Here is a 21,402-nt window from a genome sequence, read left to right as displayed (position 1 = left end):
AACAGAGCCCTGCAGACTATCCCATGTTTCCCTCTAGATCTACCAATGAAGCGCAATAGGTCTTGACGTGTACCAACATTACACAACGAAGTGTTGTGTATGCACTGCGTACCAAATGCAAGGCATCTTGATTAAGTACTCTAGATGGACCATTTCGGCCAGGCCAAAATATAAACACAACCACCCATTGGTACTGAAGTTATGACGATGACGACAAGGCGGCACAGATGAGGCGAACGTGACTCCGACAACATCGAACAAGCCGCCGCGCGGCTTCCAGTCCTCGGCTTGAAGGACCTGCGGCCATGGTTCGCTTCACAGGTTGAATTCGTAGAGTCGGTCATAGGTTTGCCGGGGTGTCGATGAAGAGCCCCGTCTGGGCCAGGCAGCCGGTGAGCAGATGAGGCCGGTACTGGATCTTCTTCAGCTTGCGTTTGACGATCCGGACGAGTCCAGGCAGGTCGGCGACGGCGAAGTTGGCCAGGGCCCTGCGAAGTAGAGCCCAGACGCCCTCGACCGGGTTCAACTCGGGCGCGTAAGCCGTAACTGGACGATGCGCAGCCCATCGGCGGGCTGAGCGGCGAACTCGACAAGCTGGCCGACCAGGTGCACATTCAGGTTGTCCCAGCACCAGACCAGTGGCGCGTCCAGGTGCTGGTGGACGGCCACGATCAGGTCCCAGTAGTCCATCCAAGAGAACGACTTGGGCTCGCCCTTGCGGCCGCAGTAGACATGCAGCCGGTAGAACAGGTGCGGCCGCTCACCGTCCCGGTAGGCCACAACACCGGCCATGTTGACCCGGCCGGAGCCCTTGCCGCGTACCGTCACCACCGGCCTGTCCCCGACCGGCGCCCAGGTGCGTCCCTTCGGCGGCCTCAGCCCTTGTCCGGCCTCGTCCTCGAAACACACGTAGGCGCCCAGGCCCGCCGCGGTGCTTTCACCACCGGCCACACCTGCTCCTTCCAGGCGGCGATGGCCTCCTTATCCTGCTCCAAGGCCCGCCGCGCCGGGACCTGGACCGACCAGCCGTGGCGATGCAGCAGCTTGCCCACTCCCTCGATGGTGTAGCCGATGTGGAACAGCCGGCCGATCAGCGTCTTGACCCGTGCCAGGGTCCAGCACTGGTTCTCGTCGTATCCCCCAGGCCGGGGGGCCGCGCCGCAGCCCGGTCTCCAGCCGCTCCCACTGCTGGGCCGACAGCTTCTCCTTCGACACCGGCCCCTTGGACAGCAGTGCTTGCGTCCCGCCCTCGTGCCAGGACTTGCGCCAGCGGGTTACCGACCGCTCGTGGACCCGTAACCGTGTGGCGACCGTCTTGATCGATTCTCCGGCCTCGAACCACTCGGCCGCCTGCAGCCGTAGACGCCCGCGCCGCTCCTGCTCTGCGGGCGTGTACCCGCCCCTCTACCCGTACCGCACACCACGGTGGTATCGCACCGAGCGCTATCCGTCACGACTTGAAGACACTACACATTCAACCTGTGTTGCCATCGGATGACAGGGTTGCTCTCACGATCGGATTGGGGATGCGCACGGGGTGATCCTGTGCGGATTACGCGCTGCGAAGATTAAGTGACCAGCTCAGGCCATTCGATCAGGCTAAGTTCCTACCACTCTCGTAAAGCAGGGCTTCGCATATCTGGCACTTCAGACCAATCCCGGCGATTCGGTTGCTGCGTTAAGTGAAGCGCTGTCCAATAGCCTTACACCCCCGGTCCGGAGCTTGATCGTGCATCCGAAGGAGTTGCGTATGACCCGGGAGCAAGTGGAACAGGCCTTACGCCGAGCCGAGCAACTCACCGATCAAGCCAGCCCCGGTCTCGACCGCGCGATTCAGCTCATGGCGCTGAACGTCTGGACCGGCCGGGCCGCTCAGCGCTTCGCTGGCGAGCTGACCTCTCAGCGCCAAGCTTTGATCGGGGCGTGCGCCGGTGTGGTAGACGAACTGCGGGCGTTGTTGGCCCGTACGCCGGCCGACACTCCCGGCTAGGCCCATGGGCCAGTTGGAGGGCATGGTCCCCGAGGGAGTCCGCAGCCTGAAGGACGCACTGCGCCAGGCTGAATCGTCGCTGGACTCCATCGGCGAGGAGTTATGGAACTTACTGCGCGGAGCCTGGCTGTCGACCGCCTCGGCCGACACGGTGCGTCAGGTAGCGGCGTGGGCTGGAACCCAGGGCCCGGAGATCAATAAGCGGTTGCTGCTTCTGGAACGCATGGAGCTGGACAAGCCGGAGCTGTTCGGCGCTGGCAAGCCGCCGATCTCGGTCGACGACTCGATGTTCGCTCCGGGAGCGGTCCTGCCCACGACAGGCGGCTTCTGGGACCGCATCGGCCAGCAGATCCAGGACGCCTTCGACCCGAACCTGACCTCCGGCAACCCGATGACGGAAACGGTCAAGGGCGCGGTGGAGAGCGTGACCGGCTTGGGCAAGATGGTGGTCGACTACTCTCCCGCCCGGGCGGTCGTCGACTTCATGGGCTGGCAACGCAGCGTCAACGACCTGGGCCAAAGCCTGCTCTACGGCATTCAGAACCCGGCCGAGTTCGCCAAGTCGGCGCTGGACTGGGATACCTGGGCTTCCAACCCCGAGCGGGCATTCGGCCGTCTCCTCCCGGACATCGTGGCAGCCGTCACAACGGCCGGCTCCAGCGGCGCTGCCTCAGGCACCGCCAAGGCCATCGGGGCCCTGGGCAAGGCGGCCAAGAGCGTGATCAAGCCCAAGCCGACGGCCACGCTGTCACGCTTCGGGGAGCGCTTCGAACTTAAGGGGAAGGAGGTGCCACCGCTGTTCCGGGGGGACGGTCGGACACTGGAGGGAATCTTCGAGAACGGTATGACCGCTCGCGACCCGGACATGAGCATCGAACAGCACCTCTCCGGCGAGAACGGCCTGATCGCCGCCTCGAAGAGCAAGAACGTTGCCAGGGGGTTCGCTGTCGGACACAAGGGATACATCTTTGAGATCGATGACCGCGGAAACGGCATGGAAGTAAAGTACGGCCCCGGCTTCAAGCACCTCAGAGGCGAGCAGGAGGTCGTGTTCAAGCGGATCGATCCATCGCAGATCAGAGGAGCCTGGAAACCAGGCAAGTACGGAAGCGCTGACGACGTCTGGATTCCGAACCCCCACTACGTGCCGAGGTGAGCATGCACGACCTCGAATTGGTCAACTTGGCGGACGAATCCCTTCTGCCCTGCCAGGTGACAACGCAGACCGATGGCGAGACGTACGAGCTCCGACTGACTCGCGCCAGCGCTTCGCCGATCAGAGTTCACTCGTCGATCGACTTCGAAGACGCCCTGCGACAGCTGAGAACAGAGCTGGAACAGCAGAACCTGCTGCTGCTCTGCAACAGGTACCGCCGCGACGCGTTCGTCTCCTCGATGTCACGTCAAATGAGTGAGGGCCTATCGTGCTACCTGGTCGTCACTGGGGAACCCGTATCGCCAGAACTGCTCGCCGATAGCCTCGGGGCCGCCCCCAGGAGAGATGTCGTCACCGCCGAGGAGGCGTCGAAGTTCATCAATGAATGGATCGCCAGCTTCGACGACTGACGAGTCTCTTCGGACAGGTCATCGGCTCTTGGTCGGTGTCATGCCACCACCACGGGGAAGCCACCAGCAGCGGATCTTGCTAACGACGACGCTAACAACGCCTCCGGACACCGGCGTACGGCCCTGGAAGATGATCAAGGCGGAGAAGGCGCTTAGCAGGCACTTCCGACAGCGGTAGATCTCCGTGGACGATCTCGAACTGGCTACGGATTAGCAGGTGGTTCGAGTCATCTCCGCCCGCGCAGGCGGCGTGCGATCCTAGAGCGCATGACGGATCGCCATGTGGTGACGATTCAGGTGACCGGTCGGCCTGCTACCTTCGCCACCGCCCACGAAAAGCCTTGGAAAGATGCTGTTCGATTGGCCATCGCTGCGAGCGGAGTGGAGCCTCAAGCCGCGCGTTTCGCCGTTCGTTTGGAGTTCCGGCTTGCCGCGGCCCGCAATGCGAACGAGGTCTGGGATCTGGATAACCTCATCAAGCCCACGCTCGATGCGATGGAGGGCATCTTCGGCGCACGGGCATGGCGTGGGACACCACAGCCCGCCGATGACAGAGTCGACCGCATCGAGGCTGTCAAGCGCCTTCCAGAGGCGGGCGAGTTCCCAGGGGCAACGATCGATGTGTGGGTTATCGAGCCGGACTAACCGGCCCAGAAAGGTGCTTGGCTTCGTGCACAGCTTACGGGGCGACGAGGTGACCGCAGCGTTGACAGCAACGTCCCCGCACACGGACGTACCCCGGCTGCCATTCACGCGTTCCTAACCACGGTCTCGATCAGCCGAGCGGGATGATCGGCCCGTCTGAAGGCGGGACGGTCGTGATCACTCAGCCCGTTGACGGACAGCATCACCCGGCGGACCGTAGATAGATGGAGTCCACCATCGTCAAGATCTTTCGGGACCACGACCCGAACCGATTCCCCAACGACACGGACGGGGCCGTTGGCCGGTGCAGCGCGCACGGGGAAGCGGGAGCATGCGGGGGAGTTGGTAACCATGACGTGCTGCTCGAAGAGAAGGACGGAACCCCGGTACATTGGGCGGTCTGTACGCAGTGGACGCGAACTCAGCCCGATGCGATCGAGCACCTACGACGCCAAGGATTCGCCAGCTGATGGCACTCCTGCCATCTACACAGTCGGCGGACAGGGCAGCCAGTACGTGCCGCCTCCTGCGTAACGATTGAAGTGCTGTACAGCAGCGGAGTACAGCAACGATGTCTTACACGAGCACCCACCACCAGTCGGCATCTGCCATTTGACCAGGAGAAAGACCGCTCGGCGTGGTGACTGGCTCCCGTTTGCAAGCAGGAAGTCAGGAGTTCGAATCTCCTAGGCTCCACCCCAGGTCAAAGGCCACTCCCCGTGATCGGGAAGCGGCCTTTTCGATCTTGTACGGCTGCAGAGTACATGCTAGGGCTCCGCCTTCCACCGAAGTCTGATCTAGCCGATGAGGGCCTCGGTGATCTGACGGGTGGTCTGCGCGGCGACCCTCGGGTTGACGGCGGCATAGGTGGTGTAGGCGTTCAGACCGGTGGCAAGGGCCCAGCCGCGACCCCGGGTCCAGGTGGCGTCGTCCACATCGAGCGCGGCGCGGAAGGCGGCCCGGCTGTCGGCCGACATCAGCGTGTAGGCGATGATCAGATCACAGGCCGGATCGCCGATGCCGAGCCCGCCGAAGTCGATGACCGCGCTGAGACGGCCACCGACGGTCAGCAGATTGCCGGTGTGGAAGTCGCCGTGGAACCAGACCGGAGGACGATCCCATCCGGGGGCGCTCAGGACCGCGTTCCACAGTTCGGTCATGGCAGTGGTGTCGAACACGTCGCCGACCTTTGCGATGGCGGCCCGCGTCGCGCGGTCCCGGCCCGCCAACGGCTGGTCAGCGAGGTCCTCGCGGGCCTTCATCGTTTGAACGTCCTCGGACTTGAACTGCTGCAGGGCGGCCAGGAACTCCGCCAGTTGGACGGCGGCCGCGGACGAGTCGGCCAGCGCCTCGACGGTCGCCACCTCGCCCTCCAACCAGCGGGACACCGCCCACCGCCACGGATAGCCGAAGTCGGGCTCACCCACTCCCACCGGTACCGGGATGGCCAGGGGCAGTCGCGGGGCGAGCCGGGGCAGCCACTCAAGTTCCTTCTCGGCCTGTCCGATGGCGCCGTCGTGGCGGGGCAGCCGGACGGACAGCTGTTCGCCCAGCCGGTAGATCACATGGTCCGACCCGGCCGGATCGAGCAACTCCAGGGGCAACGCGGCCCACTGTGGGAACTGCGTATCGACCAGCCTCCTGACCAGTGAGGCATTGATCGTGGGGCGGGTGTCCGCGGTTCTCACGGTTGCCAAGAGCACCTCCTGCGATCGGTCCGCTCCGTGCGGCGGGGGCTGGACCATCACAGTGCACTGTGGCTTGCCTGTCGACCGGATTTCCCCCGGCCGGACTGGCTGGCCACCAAGGCTAGAAACCGAGGTGCCGCCCAAGCGTTTAAGCGCCTTGCGTGTCTCCTCTGAGGAGACTTCGCTGTAGATGTTCGTGGTCGCCGCGATCTGTGAGTGGCGAAGGATCTGCATGGCCACCCGCGGGTGGACGTCGAGGGCGACGAGCAAGGGCGCGAGTCTTGCGGATGGCGTGGACGTGGACTCTCCGCACGCCTGCCTCGTCCGTTGGAGTTCGGGGATTCCGAGAAGCCTCGATCGTCTTCTTGATGGGCTCTCACGCAGCTCGCACGGCGAGGCACACCAGTGTTTCGAGGAAGCGCTCCGGCTCTCAGCCTCGCGAGACCGCATGATGATCGTCATCACGTACTCCGGAGGGCACCACGAACGATCGACTGGCGCCCCCGGTAGCAGCTGGGCAGCAGGGTGATTGCTGCACCTGAGAAGCGCACGGTCATTGCGCTCTGTCAGCCGGGATCCGGCGTCAGTCTGGAGTCGGACGCTCTACGAGATCACGAGCGAGGTCGATCAGCTGGGGCAGACGCAGGGTTCGGCCGCCGCTTCCGGGTAGCGGAACGTGTAAGGCCTCGGTCCAATTGGTTGGAATCGCTTCCGGTCCGTACACGGCTCCGGCCAGTCCGCCGGTGACCGCGGCGACGGTGTCGGTGTCGCCGCCCAGGTCGATCGCGGCGCGGATGGCGCCCTCATAGCTGCGGGTGGTGCGCAGTGCCCATACGGCTGAGCCGAGACAGGGCCAGACGGCGCCGTTGAATTCGGTGGCCTGGCCGGGATACCAGCTGCGGGCGAGGACGGTGGCGTAGCGTTGACGATGGTCGGGGTGAACAGCGGTGAGAGTCTGGGAGAGCTGGTCCAAGGGGTCCGCGCCGTCCAGGGCGACACGTATCAGGTCGTGAAAGATCGCGGTGCCTTCCCATGCCGCCGAGTCACCGTGGGTGAGGGCGGCGATGTGCCGAGCGGCGTCCATGGTGGCCTGCCGTCCCTCGCGGGCGAAGTACACCGCCGACGCAGTGGCGCGCATTAGCGCGCCGTTACCCGCGGCTCGGTGGCTGCTCCGGTAGTGGGCGGCGGCGGCCTGATCCCAAGGCAGACCGCGGGTCAGTACGTCTTCGGTCTGCAGTCCGATGTCTTTCGGCTGATCGGCCGCCCATCGCTGGAAGCGGGCGAAGATATCCGGCGGGTCCAAACCGCCACGTTCCAGCAACGACTCGGCTACATGGACGGCCATCTGCGTATCGTCGGTGGCCTCGCCGGCGTCCCAGCCGCCGCCTCCGCTCATCTCGCCACCGGCACCCGGTACCGGAAAGCGGGAGGAGAAGGCGCCCGCCGGGCCGAACTCGAAGGGAGCACCCAGCGCGTCACCCACAGCCGAGCCGACGACCGCGCCAACGGCACGCTGCACAAGATTCACACCAGCAGGCTACTTAGCCTTGCAGCGCCGACCGTCTGATGCTTCGCGGCGGGGTAACCGAACTAACTAGGGCCTGTCCGGAGTTGTGATCAATGGTGTCGGGTTCGGGCCGGTAAGGGGCTGTGGGCTGGGAGAGCACCCCGCGGGGTGCGACGCGCTGTCATGCCGCCCGCAGGCGCCGCACAGCCCGCCGGATCGCCGTCGGAAGGAACCCCGCACCGACGCTGACCGCGGCCGCCGCGACGGCCAGCAGGGTCGACCGCCAGGGCCAGGCCGCCCCGGTGAGCGTCAGGTGGGCGGAGGGGTACTCCGAGAACTTCGCCGTGACCAGGGCCGTGGAGCGGTCGCTGTGGCGGGCGAGGTCACGCAGGACCGGATCAAAGCCGAACTCACCGGCATGCCGTCCCCCGCCGGGCAGTTCGACGGCCAGCTTGTTGCGGTGCACCCAGGTGCGCAGCGACGTGTCGACGGCCGACACATCCGCGACGCCCGGCACCACGAAGCGGTCCACTCCGTGGGAGCTGGAACCTGTCGGCTGGGCGATCAGGACGAGGCCGTGACGAGTGGTGACTGTGCCACGGCTGCCGAGGACCACCGTACGTGCGCTGAAGGACACCCCGCCGTACGCTTCGAAGGCGGCTGCGGCGTCGATCTCATCGACGCCGTCGACCAGGCCGATCCCCACCGTGGAGCGCAGCCAGGGGAACGCGGCGTTCAGCGCGTACGGCAGGTCGCCGAGTGTGAGGTGGTTGGCCGGGATCGTGGTCGGCCCGTCCAGAGTCCAGCCCGGATACGACAGGCCCTTCCCGATTCGGGCGGCTTCGCCGTTGCCTGCCAGTTCCTCCACGACCCGTAGGGCTCCGACCGTACCGGAGGTGACGCCGGCGGTGGTGGTGACCCGGCCGTCCTCCACATACCGCTGGCCGCCCTTCCAGTGCACCCGGGGGTAATTGCGCTTCAGGGAGCCGATGTTGGACCAGAAGGAGGTCGCGTCCCGGCCGTCCAGCAGGCCGGAGGCCGCCAGCAGCTCCGAGCCCGCGCATACTCCCAGAACACGCGCGCCCTTGCGGTGCCGCTCCACGATCCAGTCCCGCAGTCGCGCCTCCTTGGCGTCGGCCGGTTCGGTCACCGCGGGCACGACCACCACATCGGGCTCAGGGATCACTCCCCTGCCCACCTCGGCCAACGTGTGGTCGGGCAGGAGATGGGCTCCGCCGGACAGCGGGGAGACGCGGCGCTCGGCTGCCACGGTGTAGACGAAGAACTTCTCCGACTCGGCGAACACCCGGTACGGCGCCATCACGTCGGTGGCCACAGCCCCCTCGTTGCTGACCACCACGGCCACCGTGATCCGGCCGGTCGGCACGGCCCGCGCGGTCGGCCACGCACGCGCGTCCGATGCGGTCGGTGCGGGGGCGAAACTGTCCGCCATCGACGTGCTCACCCCCGCGAAGGCGATCCCGGCGAACGACGCCACCGACAGCGCCGTGCCCATGAGCACCCAGCCCGTACGGCGGACCACCCCCCGCCCCCTCTTCAATCTTGACACGACATACCTCCATAAAACGGTCGATCGATGGCGGTGCGGCACACGCAACCGCCCCCATGGGGAGAACAAGAAAGGGAAGTGGCCGAGGGAAGGCGTCAGGAGCCGTTCCCGGCGGGCGTTTCAGCCGGCGGGGCGCAACTGCGTGCGGAGTCGGGACGGCGGAATGCCGAAGCTCTCGGTGACCAGGCGGCGCAACTGCCGTGCGTCACGGAAGCCGCAACGGGCAGCGACCGTCTCCACCGTCAGGTCGGTGTCCGTCAGCAGCGCACGGGCCCGTTCCAGGCGCAGCCGGCGCTGGTAGGCCAGCGGAGTGATCCCGGTGGCCGTGGTGAAGGCCCGCGTCAGACCACGCGGCGACAGATGGGCAACGGCGGCGAGCTCGTCGAGGGAGTGCGGGGCATCCAGGTTCTGAGCCAGGTGGTCCTGCACCCGGTGCACGGCGGGCTGCACATGGTCGCGGTAGCGCAGGAATGGGCTGATCTGGGCAGCATCGCCGTCCCGCCGTAGATAGAGCACCAGCTCACGGGCGACGGCGGCGGCCAGTTCCGGGCCGTGGTCGCGTTCGACGAGGGACAGTGCAAGGTCGATCCCGGAGGAGATGCCGGCGCTGGTACTGATGCGCCCGTCGTGGACGTACAGGGCCGCCTCGCGGACCCGGGCTGCCGGATACCGCTCGCGCATCGCTCCGGTCAGCGACCAGTGCGTCGTGCACGCCCGGCCATCCAGCAGCCCCGCCTCTCCCAGGGCCGCGGCGCCGCTGCACACCGATGCCACCCGCGCCCCCGCGTCATAGGCATCCCGCAGCCATCGCACTGCGGCGCTCGACACCAGTCGGTCGGATCCGGTCAGTCGTGGCCCCGGTACCAGCACCAGATCACCCGGTCCCGCCTGCGTCGCCGCGAGCGCCTGGAGCCCAGCGAGCTCCAGCCCCTGCGCCGAGCGCACCCCACCGGTCTCGGCGACGTACTCCAGCCGGTAGCAGCCGCCCAAGTGGGCTGCCGCACAGAAGACCTGGACCGGGCCGCCGAGATCCAACAGGTTCACCTCGGGCAGCACCAGCACGACCACCCGTCCCGTACGCCCGCTCGTCACGTCACTCACACGGACACAGTAGGCAAGCTCCACCGGTGCCCACGAGGGCAACCAGCGCCGGAGACCGGACGGATCAGGCACTGCGAGGTCCGGACCCTTGATCAATTCTCGGTGACGCAGGAGCCGACCGAGTGGGGTGCCTACCGAGTCCTGATCAATCTGTGGGATTCGCTGCCGATCGGCAAGTACGGCCCGCATCCCGAGCGGTTACGGCAGCAGTTCGAGGGTGTGATCTGGCGGTTCAAGACCGGCGGACAGTGGCGGGAGCTGCCGCAGGAGTTCGGTGCCTGGTCGACCGTCCACAACCGCTTCCGGCAGTGGCGTGACACGGGCCTCTTCGAGGCCCTGCTGGAGGGCCTGATCGCGGAAGCGGCGAAGCGGGGTGAGGTGGACCTGTCCCTGGTCAGCATCGACTCCACCACCGCGCGCGCTCACCACGACGCTGCTGGGATGCACCTGGGCGAGGACGTCCTCACTGCGGGGCACGTCCATACGCTCCAATTGGTCCCGAGACCATCCGCGTCGTGAGCTTCAGCAAGGTCGGTTTCGGTGCCCGGGCCGGAAGGTCCTGAGAAATAGCCCTTAATCCGTGGATGAAACCGTTGGCGTGGCCGGGGCGCCGTACGCCGCGATCGACCAAGCCCCGGGATGCTTGCCGAGTTTGGCGGCCAGCCGGTCAGCTGTCTTCGGGTCGGAAAGGTCCGCTACAGGTCGAAGGCCACTACCCGTGATCGGGAAGTGGCCTTCTATAGCTCCAGAACATTTTCGCGCGAATCAGGGCGATTTGGGGATGGGACACATCCGGGCGACTCTCGCGCCCCTGCTTCGCCCTTTCATGGCGCTAAGGGCTGCGGTGTAAGCGCGTCCGGCCCGGCCAGGGCACGCCGGCCCACTGCGGTGGGGTGGCCTCGGCCAGGTGCTGATCAGGCGGCCCACGACGGCGTACTGCCAGCGGTGACCTGCCGGCCGTCCGCGAAGCAGTCAAGGACGGGTTGGGCGGCGCTGAAGCGGCGGCGGGTTCGTCGGCGCGACGGTCCTGCACAGCCTGTGGACGGCCATCCCGGTCCAGCGCCTGGCCGAGGAGGCAGGCGGCCGGCTGGCGATGTTTGATTCCGAGGGGCGAAAGCCTTCCGCTTCGGCAAAACTCCCCGAAAGTCATCTCGCCGGGCACCACCCACGTCTTTCGGCCTGTTGGGTTGGGTGAGGGCTACCGGACAGCTGGTGCACGCCGGTCGCGTTGGGCGCGGGCCCGTGGCCCGGCGGGCGCCATCTCGCTACGGCGGGCCGCCGAGATGGCCAGAACTGCCAGCAGCGCGGTCACGACAACCGACGCCGCGAGCGCGATCCACGTGGCCGTGTCGGGGTGGATCAGCGACTGACCTCGCAGCGCCTGCCACGCCGTGATGATGAACAGCGCGGCGTAGCCCAGGATGACGACGCCGGTCAGCTGGGCGCGCACGCGTTCGCTGCGCAGCCAGCTGATCCGGGCCGCGAGGGCGGTGAGAACCACCACCGCGAGCACGAACACCTGGATGGAGTGCAGGCTGATGAAGTGCGGAACGCGCAGGTCGCCACCCACGATGCTCCAGTTCGTGATCGGCATGCCGTCGCCGTCGGGCACTCCCACCCCGTGTCCCCCTACCAGCGGGACCGGGTTGCCATAGGCATCCTCGACCATCCGGGGCTTCCTCATGGCCGTTCCGACCATGAAGGACGCCAACCCCATGCCCATGACGGCCAGCCCGATCCCGGCACGCAGTACCCAGGTGAGTGCCGTTTCACCCATCCGCTGGAACAGCAGCATGACGGCGATGAGCAGGTTCGCCGCGAACAACGCGACCACGCCCGCGGAGAAGACCACCTGCCCGATCTCGTTGAACGCGTCCGTGCCGGTGTTGAAGTGGCTGTAGGTGCCGCGAGCGGCCTGCACCGCGATGAAACCGACGTCGACCAGCCCGGCGACGGCCAGGAGTGTCCCGAGAGTCCACATCGTGCGCCTTGCCTTGCGAAGCTTCGGCAACAACCAGGCGAGCGTCGCGCCATGGATGACGAACGACACCCCGAACTTCAACGGCTTCACCCAGATCGACTGCTGCATGAGCTCGCGACCGTCTGCGAGGAGGCCGAAGATCGCGACGACCACGAGCGCGGACATCGCCGCCACCATGATCATCAACGGTCGGTGCCACGACCGCACTTCGGCGAAGGAGATGGACATCGGGTCCCCCGACCGGCTCATGCGGCACCTGCCTGCCACATCGATGCGTACGGTGTATCAAGTGTCATGCGTACAGAGTAGCGAGCCGCCAGATAAAAGCCGGATTATCGTGCTATTAAGGCTGATAAAGTGAACTAGTACTGTAGTGAGTGAACTAGTACACCATCTCGTAAGTAGCGACCTCACCGACGAATCGGGGGCTCCCATGGCGTCATCACCTCAGCGACCGGATCCGCCATACCGGCGGATCGTCGCGGAGATCCGTGCCCGGATCCTGACCGGCGACCTGCGGTCCGGCGAGCGGATGCCGTCCATCCGGCAGATCGCCCAGCGATGGGGCGTCGCGGTCGCCACCGCGACCAAGGTGATGGCGACGCTCCGCGACGAGGGGCTCGTCGAGGCGAAGGTCGGTTCCGGCACCGTGGTCAGCGCACGCGCGAGCCGGCCGCAGCCGACCGGCCCGAGCACGCCACTGAAGCCGCGACAGGGCGGAATCACCAAGCTGAACCGGAAGCAGGTTCTCCGTACCGCCATCGCCATCGCCGACGCCGAGGGACTCGACGCCGTCTCCATGCGACGCCTGGCGGCCGAGCTCGACGTCGGTCCGATGTCCCTGTACCGGCATGTGGCGAACAAAGACGAACTGGTGACGCAGATGGTCGACGAGACCTTCAGCGAGACGGATCTGCCCATCCCTGGGCCGGAGGGGTGGCGTGCCAAGCTCGAACTGATCTCCCGCAGGCAATGGGAGCTGTGCCGGCGACACCTCTGGCTGCCCAGGGCCATCTCGTTCACTCGCCCGTCGCTCGTGCCCAACATGATGGAGCACACCGAGTGGACCCTGCGCGCACTCGACGGGCTCGGGCTGCCTATGGAGATCCGGATCCAAGAGGCGCTCACGCTGCACGCACTGGTCCTCACCGTTGCTCTGTCCATGGCGGATGAGGTCGAAGCGGAGCAGGAGACCGGTGTGACGCTCGACCGATGGTGGGTGGCACAGCGCAAGCGAACTGACGAACTCCTCGACAGCGGACGATTTCCTCTGCTGGCCGCGATTCCGGAGGAAACGGCGTCGGACCTGAACGGTCTGTTTGAATACGGGCTCGCCCGCCATCTCGACGGTTTCGCCGCCCTGGTGGAGGACCAAGGCCGAACGCGGTCATGACGAATCATGCTCTCGATCCGGGCCAGTGGTGCTCGGTTGCCGTCATGCCCCCGTACGGGCCTTGAGGTCCGCCAGGGCTCGAGCTGGATCGAGCCGCGAGGGTGTTCCCGGTGTGCCGGGGATCATGGAGATTCGGGCCCTGAAGCCAGGTAGTCCGCCATCAGCCGCGCGACCTGCTCCGGGCAGTCGGTGGTCAGTCGGCTGGCCTACGTGGACCGTGCACAAGCGAGCCCATGGCGGGGCAAGCCCGCCGCGTCCATGCCCCGGAGGAAGACCCATTGATCACTGTTTGGTGCCCGCTGCGGTCTTCCCGACAATCGCGCTGGCAACAGATGTCACTCCACGCACCAAGGTGCGCCACCATGTGACAGGCCGGTTGGCCCAGGCGATGACCGGGTCCGTGTGCTGCGGCAGCAGGACGATGAATTCGCCGGAGGGCTGGGCGACTCGTGCGACGCCGATGGGGTCATGGGTGGCGAGCAGGTCCTTCACGGCTTCGGCGCCGTCGGTGATGTGGTCGAGGTGTGCATAAACGGCGACTCCGTCCGCCGGCCCGTTGATCCAGATGGCGATCGGGGCGCCGTTCCGCAGTGCGTTGAGGAGCCGGGTCCGCAACGGGCTGGGTACGGCGGTCAGGACCTTGTCATGCAGGCGCTCTTGCCCGCAGGTAACGGTGGGCGCGGCCGCAGCCCGTTCGCTGCAGCGCGGGCAAGCTCGGGCACCGCTGATCCTGAAGTGGTGCCGGTAGGCCACGATCTGTTTTGCTGGGATGCCGCATAGCGTGGCGTGGGCTCCCATCGCATGCTCCGCTTCGGGGGAGCGGCGATGTTCAGCGGCGGCGAATCGGGCCGGTCCCCTCGCGGAGGCGAACGACCATCCCGCGCTGTCCCCGGTCATCGTCCACCGCCGCCTTCAGGCTCGTCTTCGGCCAGGGCGAGTTCGATCCTGCGCCGGGCGATGTCCCCCCTGAGCGATCCCACAGTGAAAAGCGCTCGCTTCGGAGGAGTGTCGTACATGCCCGTCAGGGTCGCACCGCTCTTGGTGGCAGTGCAACGCGTGATCGCCGGGCCATTAGCGGGCCATTAAGGGTGGGCAACAGGGAGTACTCACGGTCACTCGCGGACTGCTGCTCCACTCTGGGTCAAAGGCCACTTCCCATGACCGGGAAATGGCCTTTTCGATCTTGTACAGCTGAAAGTACAGCTACAGCCTCAACCGTTCCCTGCACGCTCGCTCCGCTCCTGCCGATCGGGAAGCCGTAGCGCTGTGAGAGCTCCTTGAGAGCCTTGACGCAGGCTGGCTGCACCGGCGCGTCAGGCTGCCATGGGATCAGTGGCCGCTCATCCCGGATGCTGGTTGATGAGCGGCTACGGTCACGTAGGCGATCGGGCCGCCGGCCGTGGATGTGAGTCGCTTGCCGAGAAGGAGCTCGGCGATCCGCAGGTCGTCGGCTGTGCCGATCGTGATCATGTTGATAGGCGTGCTGAGGTCGCTGATGTAGCCGGCGAGTCTCGCGTCGAAACGATGGCGGATCCGGCCATTGTCGGTCAGTTTCGTGTCCCAGCTGCTAAGCCCCGTCAGTACGGCGACGACGAAGCCGCCGAGCGTCACCGGGAGAATGCCAGCCTGGGCGATCTTTTCCGGCCTGCCCACCCACCATCCGCGCAGCGCCTCTAGCAGGTCTTCAGGTGTCAGTTCGGCGTGAAAGCCGATGAAGGGCCGATCTTCATTCGGGACGGGCTTCGCCGCGTCGACGCGCAATACTGCCATCGTGGCGGTGCCCGTTGTCGTTGGCAGGAGGTGATGTAGCGCTACAGCGGAACGAGCTCGTATTCGTTGCGCCACGTCCGTAGAGATGACGAGCTTGTCGCCGTGTTGACCGGCCTCAGGGAGCAGACCAGCCGCCGCGATTCTCCGTAGAGCGTCGTGGGAGAGCTCGAAACGGACGGCGGCTTGCCGCAGGGTAATGAGGGTCATGGGCTCGTCAGGTCATTTCTCGGCTCGCTGCGATCAGATTGACGAAGTCGATCAGGTGGATGTGTGAGTTGTCCAGAGGGAGTCGTGCGGGCTGGGACAGAGAGCATTCCAGGCGGCGAATGCACTGGCCACCAAGTACGTCCGCGCGGTGATGGCCGGCCTGCCCAAACGCAACGGCTGGACGATCGCTGACCAGGTGGGCCAGTCCAGCCCTGATGCCACCCAGCGCCGGCTGGGACACCGTGGGAGCGATGAGCGCCATCCGCCGCTCCGCCGTCTCCCACCTGGACCCGCTGCTCAGCCGACCAGTCTGAGCGTGGGATCGTTGGATGAGCCCGGTCAGGAGAATAGGGGCACAGCCACGGCCGGCATCAAGCGTCAGCACATGGACTGCGTGGGCAGCATCGACAACGGCATCAACCTCGTCCACCTGGGCTACATCCGCGCCGGCGCGGGGCGCATGCTGATCGGCTCGCGGCAATGGATTCCCGCCGAGCAGATCAGCGCCCTGTTAAGGCGATCAACCACCGGCCTGCCCTTGGAGCCAAGGTTCGCCACCAAGGGCGAGCCGGCCAGCGATCTGCCCGCCGACGCCTGGTCCGACGGCGTGTGCTTGGATTTCGTCGCCGGCGACGAGGTCTACGGCGCCTGCACGACACTGCGTACCTTCCCTGAAGAGCATGGCCAGGCTTGGGAGATACTTTCGGGCCTATGGGATCACCGTCTGCCAGGGATGTCCGGGGCCTGTTAGGGCGCGCACGGCGGCTGCTGAGCGACGCGCGAGACCTGGTCGCCGAACACGAACGAGCGGTCGCAGACGTCCGTGCCGCCCTTGAACCGCTCCGCGGGCGGCAAGCCAGGGCGGAACTCGGCGCCATGCCGGTGTCTCGGCTGAAGGACGTCGCTGGTGGCCGGCTGCGGATCGGAGCGCTGCAGGAGGCCGGCTACACCACTGTGCTCAGCGTGCTGGAGGCGACGCCGTACGAGCTGCAGAAACTGCCCGGGGTCGGGCAGCAGACCCGATGGCAGGCGCAACGAGCAGCCGAGAGCATTGCGCGAGCCACGAGGCAGTCCTGCACTGCCCACATCGACGTCGACAACCGGGATGCCGAAACCACCCGGCTGCTCGTCGCGCTGTACCGGCTGGTCGCCGTCGGGCCCGAACTGCCGCGCGCCCGCCGCACGGCCGGGGCGGTCGTACGGCGGCTGAACGAGTTGATCCCCCAGGCCCGCCCCATCAGCGGCTGGTTACGCAGGATCCTGTCCGGAAGCCGCCGCCGCACCCGCGCGGCGCAGGCCGCGGAGCAGATCGCCGGCCTGCTCGCCGATGAGACCGAGACAAGGCTGCTCATCACCCAGGCCACCACGGACCTGCTGCGCCCGTCGCCGGATGGGACGCTGGCGTGGATCGATTTCGAAATCCGCGCGGCCGACTACTACAACCTGCTGGCGGAGCTCTCGGCCCTGGCGCCGTCGGATCGGGCCGCCGCCGAGGGCTTCCTGCCCGACGATCTGGCTGAGCGGGTCAGAGGGCAAGAGCTCGACGACACCCTGCGGCGGGTCTCGCTGCGCGGCTACCAGGCGTTCGGCGCCCGGTTCGCGCTCGCCCAGCGCCGGGTGATCCTCGGTGACGACATGGGCCTGGGCAAGACGATCCAGGCGATCGCCGCTCTGGCACACTTGCATGCGCGGGGCACGACGCATTCTCTGGTGGTCTGCCCGGCCAGCGTGCTGATCAACTGGCTGCGCGAGATCGAAACCCGCAGTTCCCTCAAGGCCTATCGGCTCCATGGCGACGAGCGCCCCTTGGCCCACGTCGCGTGGCTCGAACGCGGCGGAGTCGCGGTCACCACGTTCGACGCGCTTCACACGTTGAACACCGTGCCACAGGTGGGGATGCTCGTCGTCGACGAGGCGCACTACGTGAAGAACCCGCAGACCCGCCGCTCCAAGGCCGTCGCCAGATGGTGCCAGGAGGTCGGCACGGTGCTGTTCATGACCGGCACACCGATGGAAAACCGCCTAGAGGAGTTCCGCGCCCTCGTGGACCACCTCCAGCCCGGGTTGTTCGGCCAGGTCGAGCTGGGTGAGACGACCGATCGGGCACAGGAGTTCCGCCGCGCCGTCGCGCCCGTCTACCTGCGACGCAACCAGAAGGACGTGGTCACGGAGCTGCCCGATCTGGTCCATATGGACGAGTGGGAGGAATTCAGCTCGGCCGACGCCGCCGCTTACCGGGACGCGGTGAAGTCGGGCAAGTTCATGGCGATGCGCCGCGCGGCCTACGCGGTACCCGAGGAGTCCGCCAAGCTGGAACGGCTGCGCGAGCTGGTCGACAAGGCGGCTCACGCCGAGCTCAAGGTCGTCGTGTTCTCCTACTTCCGCGACGTGCTCGCCGCCGTCGGCCACGCCATCGATTCTCCGGTTCATGGGCCACTCAGCGGCGACCTGGAACCGGGACGCCGCCAGGAGGTGGTCGACGCGTTCACGGCGGCTCAAGGTCACGCGGTGCTGCTCGCGCAGATCCAGACGGGCGGGGTAGGGCTCAACCTCCAGGCGGCATCCGTCGTGATCATCTGTGAGCCCCAGGTCAAGCCGACTTTGGAAAGCCAAGCCGTGGCCCGCGCGCACCGCATGGGGCAAGTACGGCGCGTGCAGGTACACCGCCTGCTCACACCCGACAGCATGGACGAACGCCTGATAGAGATCATGCACGGTAAGGCCAAGTTGTTCGACGCCTACGCCAGACGCAGCCACCTCGCCGAGTCAACCCCCGACGCCGTCGACATCTCCGACGAAAAGCTGGCCGACCGGATCGTCAGGGAGGAACGGCAACGCCTCACCACCGCGAAACCCGCGGTCCCCAATACTAATGATCTTGCGTAATGCAGGGGTCAGCCGTCATCCAGGCGTTGCCGCCGCACCCGCAGCCGGCAAATGCCACGGCAGCGTGACGGGCTGACCTGGAAGATCCCCCGGCAGCAGGAGCTCCATCAGCGCGGCCAAGCCCATCGGTACGACAAGCTCGGCCGCCGATCTCAGCTGCGAAACCGTCCACCACTCGAAACGGTCAGTCACCCGCCGTTCCTCGTCATCCATGCCGGAGGTATCCACCTCCAGTCCACTGACGCGAAGGAAGAAGTAGGAATCCACTGAGCTGAACGTCTCACCGCCCAGTGACCACGTTCCCGAACTGATCGCGACGACCGGTCCGAGAGCCGAGGGAGCGATGACATGCCCCAGTTCCTCTCGAAGCTCGCGTGCGGCGGCCTGATGCAGGTCTTCACCAGGATCGACGGCGCCCCCGGGGGTGAACCAGGCGTAGAAAGGATCCTCAACCTGAAGCAGCAGCCCGCGGTAGACCAGGAGCCGATCGACGTCATCTACCAGCAGCACGCGAGCGGTTGACCGGGAGATCCTTTCGCGCATGAACGAGATCATAAGGCGCTGGTAAGCGATCTTCTCCTGGTCTGCGTCGCGCGTGGCGTGCTGGAGATCATGAAGATGCAGGCCCTGAAGCCAGGTAGTCCGCCATCAGCCGCGCGACCTGCTCCGGGCAGTCGGTGGTCAGCGCGTGGCCGCAGCCGTCGAGTTCGCGCACCCGTACGGCGGGCATCCGGCGAGCGTACTCCTGGGCCTGCCGCACCGGGTTGACGGTGTCCTGGCGGCCCCAGATCACCAAGGTGGGCGTGGTGGTGGACGGCATGGCGGCCAGGGTTTCACGCCAGTCCAGGCCGCGTTCGAGCAGGACCTGGCTCTCCAGGTTGTCGGGGAAGGTGCCGGGTGCCCAGAACGCGTCGACGTCCTCCTCGAGGATCCTGCCGCGGTTGACGTGGATCCGGTCGAGCGCGGCGCGGGAGCTGGCCCGGTCGGCGTAGTACCAGTTGTTCCACAGCTCCCCGACGACCGGGTACTTCATGAGTTCGTACACCCACGTATCGCGGGTGGCGGCGCCGGAGGGGGCCAGCAGGAGCAGGCTGCTGACGCGTTCGGGGTGGCGCTGGGCGTAGGCCAGGGCCCAGCCTCCGCTCCACGACAGCCCGCCGAGCGCGGGACGCTGGATGCCCGCCGCGTTCAGGAACACGCCGATCGCCGTGGTCATCCCCCTCAGGTCCCAGGTGAAGGCGCGGTCCTTCAGCCGGGTGAATCCCTGGCCGGGGAGGTCCACCACGTAGACCGTGTGGGTGCGGGCGAGCTCCGGCACCTGGCGCCGCCAGCCGTACGTCCAGGAAGCCCCGGGCGACAGCAGCACGACGGGTGTGCCGGAGCCCTCCTTGACGTAGTGGAAACGGGCGAGTGGGGTGTCGAGGAAGCGCGCGTTCGCCGGCGGCCGGTAGCCGGCCACCGCGGGGCGGTAGCCGTACGCGCCGTAAAGAACGGCGCCGACGGCCAGGGTGAGGATCAGGCTCAGGACCGCGAGTGTACGAGGTCTCATGGGTGCTCTCCGTTCTGTGGGATTCCACCAGAAGGAGGCGAACGAGCCTCACGAGGTTCCTCACGACTGCCAGGCTTTGCGGAAGCTCCGGCGGGCGCGGTGCAGGCGCGACTTGACCGTCCCCTCCGGTACGTGCAGGAGCCGTGCGGCCTCCTCCTCCGGCAGCCCCTCCAGGTCACGCAGGACGAGCACCGCCCGATGTTCGGGTGACAGCCGCTCGAGCACGTCGCGGATGTCCACCGCGCTCTCGACGTCCTGCCTCGACGGCAGTTCGGCGAGCTCCACCGCGTGGTGCTGCCGCCTGGCGATCCTGACCGCCTCCCGTACGGCTATCGCCCGGGCCCAGCCGCGGAACGCCGGCGGATCGCGCAGGCTCCCCAGGTTCCGGAAGATCGAGATCAGCGCCTCCTGGACGGCGTCGGGACCGTTGTCGAGGGCGATGGGCCCGCAGATCCGGCCGAGGTAGGGCGTGAGCTCGCTCAGCAGGTCGTTCATGGCCATCGTGTCGCCGCCCTGCGCGGCGCGCACCAGGTCGGCGCTCATCGACGTACGACCCTCGCCTCGAGCCTGGCCAGGGCCTTCTCTCCCGCGGCCCGCACGCCCAGGGGCACCAGCGCCGCCCGGCCGGGAACGCGGACTCCTCCCGTCTGGGCGACCAGGGTTCCTCCCGGTACGGCTGCCGCCGCGACGCCGACGATCAGGAACCTGCTCTGCATCCAGCACCAGCCGGGCCGCAGCTCGACGTCGAACCTCGCGCGCATGCCGTACCTGCTGCGCGCCTTGGCCACCAGGCGCTCGCTCCCCCGCCCGGACACGATGGTCAGGTGTCGCATATCCGGCTCGAAGGTGCCGAACTCCTCTTCCAGGGCGCTCACCACGGCCCAGACGTCCTCGAAGGGGGCGGCGATGACGCGTTCCGCCATGGACGCCCCGGGGATGGCGGAGGCGAGCACCTGCAGCCTCCGTACCGGGTCCAGATCAGCAACAGGCCAAGTCATATCCATCCAGAGGCGTCGACCGTGAAGAAGGTTCCATGGAACCACCGGCGATTTCCGCTCCTCCTGCCGGGCATGAGAATCTCACTCCCGGCGGCCTTCGTCGCCGCCGTCCTGCTGCTCGACGCGTTTCTCCACCTCTTCTGGCTGGTACGGCCGGCCGCGGACCCGCGAGCGCTCTCCCTGGCGGTGCTCAACTTCGACACGCCCTTCACGGCGCGCGTCCTGGTGCCCCTGATCGTCGTGCTCACCGTCGCCGCCCTCTCGACGATCGCCGTCTCCCTCGGGCGGGGCGGCCGGCTCGTCAAGGCGGTCACTCTGGCTCTGGGCGCCGGGCTGCTCGCGCGCGCGGAGCTCGGCCTCGCATGGGCCTTCGGGCTGGGCACGGACACCGGCACCCCGTTCTACTGGCTCAACCTGCTGCTCTACACCCCGTTGTGCGTGGTGCTGGCGTTCGCGACCGGTGCCGTGCTCATGCGGGCGCTCAGCCGGCGTGATGGACCGTGAAGAGGAATCGGGGGTTCGCCGAACTAGAGGTGTTCCGAGGTAACCGC

Annotated in this window: 24 protein-coding genes and 1 pseudogene; 9 read left to right on the top strand and 16 right to left on the bottom strand. The window is 66.9% G+C overall.

All coding sequences use genetic code 11. The features are described 5' to 3' along the window. Positions 1-340: 340 nt before the first annotated feature. From H4W80_RS61485 to H4W80_RS64715, 4 genes are read right to left on the bottom strand one after another with little or no spacing between them, the layout of a single operon-like run. Complete coding sequence (locus H4W80_RS61485; protein WP_225963851.1) at positions 341-526, bottom strand: hypothetical protein; 186 nt, start codon at positions 524-526, stop codon at positions 341-343. Continuing rightward, on the bottom strand, positions 523-951 hold the full coding sequence (locus H4W80_RS36070) for a transposase (protein WP_225963850.1): 429 nt from the start codon (positions 949-951) through the stop codon (positions 523-525). The genes H4W80_RS61485 and H4W80_RS36070 overlap by 4 nt, the downstream gene beginning before the upstream one ends. Then, positions 876-1,073 carry a helix-turn-helix domain-containing protein gene (locus H4W80_RS64720; protein WP_378526856.1) on the bottom strand — a complete coding sequence of 66 codons (198 nt, stop codon included), beginning with the start codon at positions 1,071-1,073 and terminating at the stop codon, positions 876-878. The genes H4W80_RS36070 and H4W80_RS64720 overlap by 76 nt, the downstream gene beginning before the upstream one ends. Continuing rightward, positions 982-1,320 (bottom strand): helix-turn-helix domain-containing protein, encoded by a 339-nt coding sequence (locus tag H4W80_RS64715; protein WP_420540609.1) that lies wholly within the window; start codon positions 1,318-1,320, stop codon positions 982-984. The genes H4W80_RS64720 and H4W80_RS64715 overlap by 92 nt, the downstream gene beginning before the upstream one ends. 430 nt (positions 1,321-1,750) lie before the next feature. On the opposite strand from H4W80_RS64715, the gene H4W80_RS36060 reads away from it, so the two are divergent. The 4 genes from H4W80_RS36060 to H4W80_RS36045 all read left to right on the top strand — a co-directional run bounded on the left by H4W80_RS36060 (position 1,751) and on the right by H4W80_RS36045 (position 4,201). After that, complete coding sequence (locus H4W80_RS36060; protein WP_192789150.1) at positions 1,751-1,990, top strand: hypothetical protein; 240 nt, start codon at positions 1,751-1,753, stop codon at positions 1,988-1,990. Between the two features lie 4 nt (positions 1,991-1,994). Beyond that, on the top strand, positions 1,995-3,146 hold the full coding sequence (locus tag H4W80_RS36055; protein ID WP_192789149.1) for a scabin-related ADP-ribosyltransferase: 1,152 nt from the start codon (positions 1,995-1,997) through the stop codon (positions 3,144-3,146). A 2-nt stretch (positions 3,147-3,148) separates the two neighbouring features. Further along, positions 3,149-3,556 (top strand): hypothetical protein, encoded by a 408-nt coding sequence (locus H4W80_RS36050; RefSeq protein ID WP_192789148.1) that lies wholly within the window; start codon positions 3,149-3,151, stop codon positions 3,554-3,556. Positions 3,557-3,823: 267 nt separating this feature from the next. Further along, positions 3,824-4,201, top strand: a complete 378-nt coding sequence (locus H4W80_RS36045; protein ID WP_192789147.1) for a RusA family crossover junction endodeoxyribonuclease — start codon at positions 3,824-3,826, stop codon at positions 4,199-4,201. Positions 4,202-4,998: 797 nt separating this feature from the next. Here H4W80_RS36045 and H4W80_RS36040 read toward each other — a convergent pair. The 4 genes from H4W80_RS36040 to H4W80_RS36025 all read right to left on the bottom strand — a co-directional run bounded on the left by H4W80_RS36040 (position 4,999) and on the right by H4W80_RS36025 (position 10,067). Then, positions 4,999-6,159, bottom strand: coding sequence for an aminoglycoside phosphotransferase family protein (locus H4W80_RS36040; protein WP_225963849.1), 1,161 nt, complete (start codon positions 6,157-6,159; stop codon positions 4,999-5,001). Positions 6,160-6,472: 313 nt separating this feature from the next. Continuing rightward, a complete protein-coding gene (locus H4W80_RS36035) occupies positions 6,473-7,417 on the bottom strand; it encodes an ADP-ribosylglycohydrolase family protein (protein ID WP_192789146.1) in 945 nt (314 codons plus the stop codon). Between the two features lie 160 nt (positions 7,418-7,577). Beyond that, positions 7,578-8,966, bottom strand: coding sequence for a DJ-1/PfpI family protein (locus H4W80_RS36030; RefSeq protein ID WP_192789145.1), 1,389 nt, complete (start codon positions 8,964-8,966; stop codon positions 7,578-7,580). Between the two features lie 120 nt (positions 8,967-9,086). Continuing rightward, on the bottom strand, positions 9,087-10,067 hold the full coding sequence (locus tag H4W80_RS36025; protein WP_318787222.1) for a GlxA family transcriptional regulator: 981 nt from the start codon (positions 10,065-10,067) through the stop codon (positions 9,087-9,089). Between the two features lie 141 nt (positions 10,068-10,208). Between H4W80_RS36025 and H4W80_RS36020 the strand changes: the two are divergent. Next, positions 10,209-10,538, top strand: a pseudogene (locus H4W80_RS36020) (transposase); the annotation flags it as partial. 727 nt (positions 10,539-11,265) lie between these two features. Here the strand turns inward: H4W80_RS36020 and H4W80_RS36015 are convergent. Further along, entirely contained in the window at positions 11,266-12,231 is a 966-nt protein-coding gene (locus H4W80_RS36015) for a hypothetical protein (RefSeq protein ID WP_192789143.1), read from the bottom strand. A 250-nt stretch (positions 12,232-12,481) separates the two neighbouring features. Here H4W80_RS36015 and H4W80_RS36010 point away from each other — a divergent pair, with 250 nt between their 5' ends. Next, positions 12,482-13,441, top strand: a complete 960-nt coding sequence (locus H4W80_RS36010; protein ID WP_192789142.1) for a GntR family transcriptional regulator — start codon at positions 12,482-12,484, stop codon at positions 13,439-13,441. 282 nt (positions 13,442-13,723) lie between these two features. On the opposite strand, the gene H4W80_RS36005 is transcribed toward H4W80_RS36010, so the two are convergent. The 3 genes from H4W80_RS36005 to H4W80_RS35995 all read right to left on the bottom strand — a co-directional run bounded on the left by H4W80_RS36005 (position 13,724) and on the right by H4W80_RS35995 (position 15,680). Further along, positions 13,724-14,338 (bottom strand): hypothetical protein, encoded by a 615-nt coding sequence (locus H4W80_RS36005; RefSeq protein WP_192789141.1) that lies wholly within the window; start codon positions 14,336-14,338, stop codon positions 13,724-13,726. Positions 14,339-14,770: 432 nt separating this feature from the next. Beyond that, positions 14,771-15,202, bottom strand: a complete 432-nt coding sequence (locus H4W80_RS36000; protein WP_225963848.1) for a hypothetical protein — start codon at positions 15,200-15,202, stop codon at positions 14,771-14,773. Positions 15,203-15,425: 223 nt separating this feature from the next. Beyond that, positions 15,426-15,680 carry a hypothetical protein gene (locus tag H4W80_RS35995; RefSeq protein ID WP_192789140.1) on the bottom strand — a complete coding sequence of 85 codons (255 nt, stop codon included), beginning with the start codon at positions 15,678-15,680 and terminating at the stop codon, positions 15,426-15,428. Here H4W80_RS35995 and H4W80_RS35990 point away from each other — a divergent pair. Continuing rightward, complete coding sequence (locus tag H4W80_RS35990; RefSeq protein ID WP_225965631.1) at positions 15,570-16,169, top strand: transposase; 600 nt, start codon at positions 15,570-15,572, stop codon at positions 16,167-16,169. The genes H4W80_RS35995 and H4W80_RS35990 overlap by 111 nt on opposite strands. A 125-nt stretch (positions 16,170-16,294) precedes the next feature. After that, positions 16,295-18,304, top strand: coding sequence for a DEAD/DEAH box helicase (locus tag H4W80_RS35985; protein WP_225963847.1), 2,010 nt, complete (start codon positions 16,295-16,297; stop codon positions 18,302-18,304). Between the two features lie 15 nt (positions 18,305-18,319). Here the strand turns inward: H4W80_RS35985 and H4W80_RS35980 are convergent, their stop codons facing one another. From H4W80_RS35980 to H4W80_RS35965, 4 genes are all read right to left on the bottom strand, one after another. Beyond that, positions 18,320-18,847 (bottom strand): NUDIX hydrolase, encoded by a 528-nt coding sequence (locus H4W80_RS35980; protein ID WP_192789137.1) that lies wholly within the window; start codon positions 18,845-18,847, stop codon positions 18,320-18,322. Between the two features lie 67 nt (positions 18,848-18,914). Then, the gene (locus H4W80_RS35975) at positions 18,915-19,853 is read right to left on the bottom strand and encodes an alpha/beta fold hydrolase (protein WP_192789136.1); all 939 of its coding nucleotides are present in this window, start codon (positions 19,851-19,853) and stop codon (positions 18,915-18,917) included. 60 nt (positions 19,854-19,913) lie between these two features. Beyond that, a complete protein-coding gene (locus H4W80_RS35970) occupies positions 19,914-20,396 on the bottom strand; it encodes an RNA polymerase sigma factor (RefSeq protein WP_192789135.1) in 483 nt (160 codons plus the stop codon). After that, positions 20,393-20,806 carry a hypothetical protein gene (locus tag H4W80_RS35965; protein WP_225963846.1) on the bottom strand — a complete coding sequence of 138 codons (414 nt, stop codon included), beginning with the start codon at positions 20,804-20,806 and terminating at the stop codon, positions 20,393-20,395. Before H4W80_RS35965 ends, H4W80_RS35970 begins: the two co-directional genes overlap by 4 nt. A gap of 117 nt (positions 20,807-20,923) precedes the next feature. Here H4W80_RS35965 and H4W80_RS35960 point away from each other — a divergent pair, with 117 nt between their 5' ends. Next, positions 20,924-21,355, top strand: coding sequence for a DUF3995 domain-containing protein (locus H4W80_RS35960; RefSeq protein ID WP_192789133.1), 432 nt, complete (start codon positions 20,924-20,926; stop codon positions 21,353-21,355). The last annotated feature ends 47 nt before the right edge of the window (positions 21,356-21,402 follow it).

It is taken from the genome of Nonomuraea angiospora, assembly GCF_014873145.1.
GTDB classification, from domain to species: domain Bacteria; phylum Actinomycetota; class Actinomycetes; order Streptosporangiales; family Streptosporangiaceae; genus Nonomuraea; species Nonomuraea angiospora.
The sequence above is the reverse complement of the archived record's forward strand: the minus strand, read 5'-3'. Positions and strand labels throughout refer to the sequence as shown.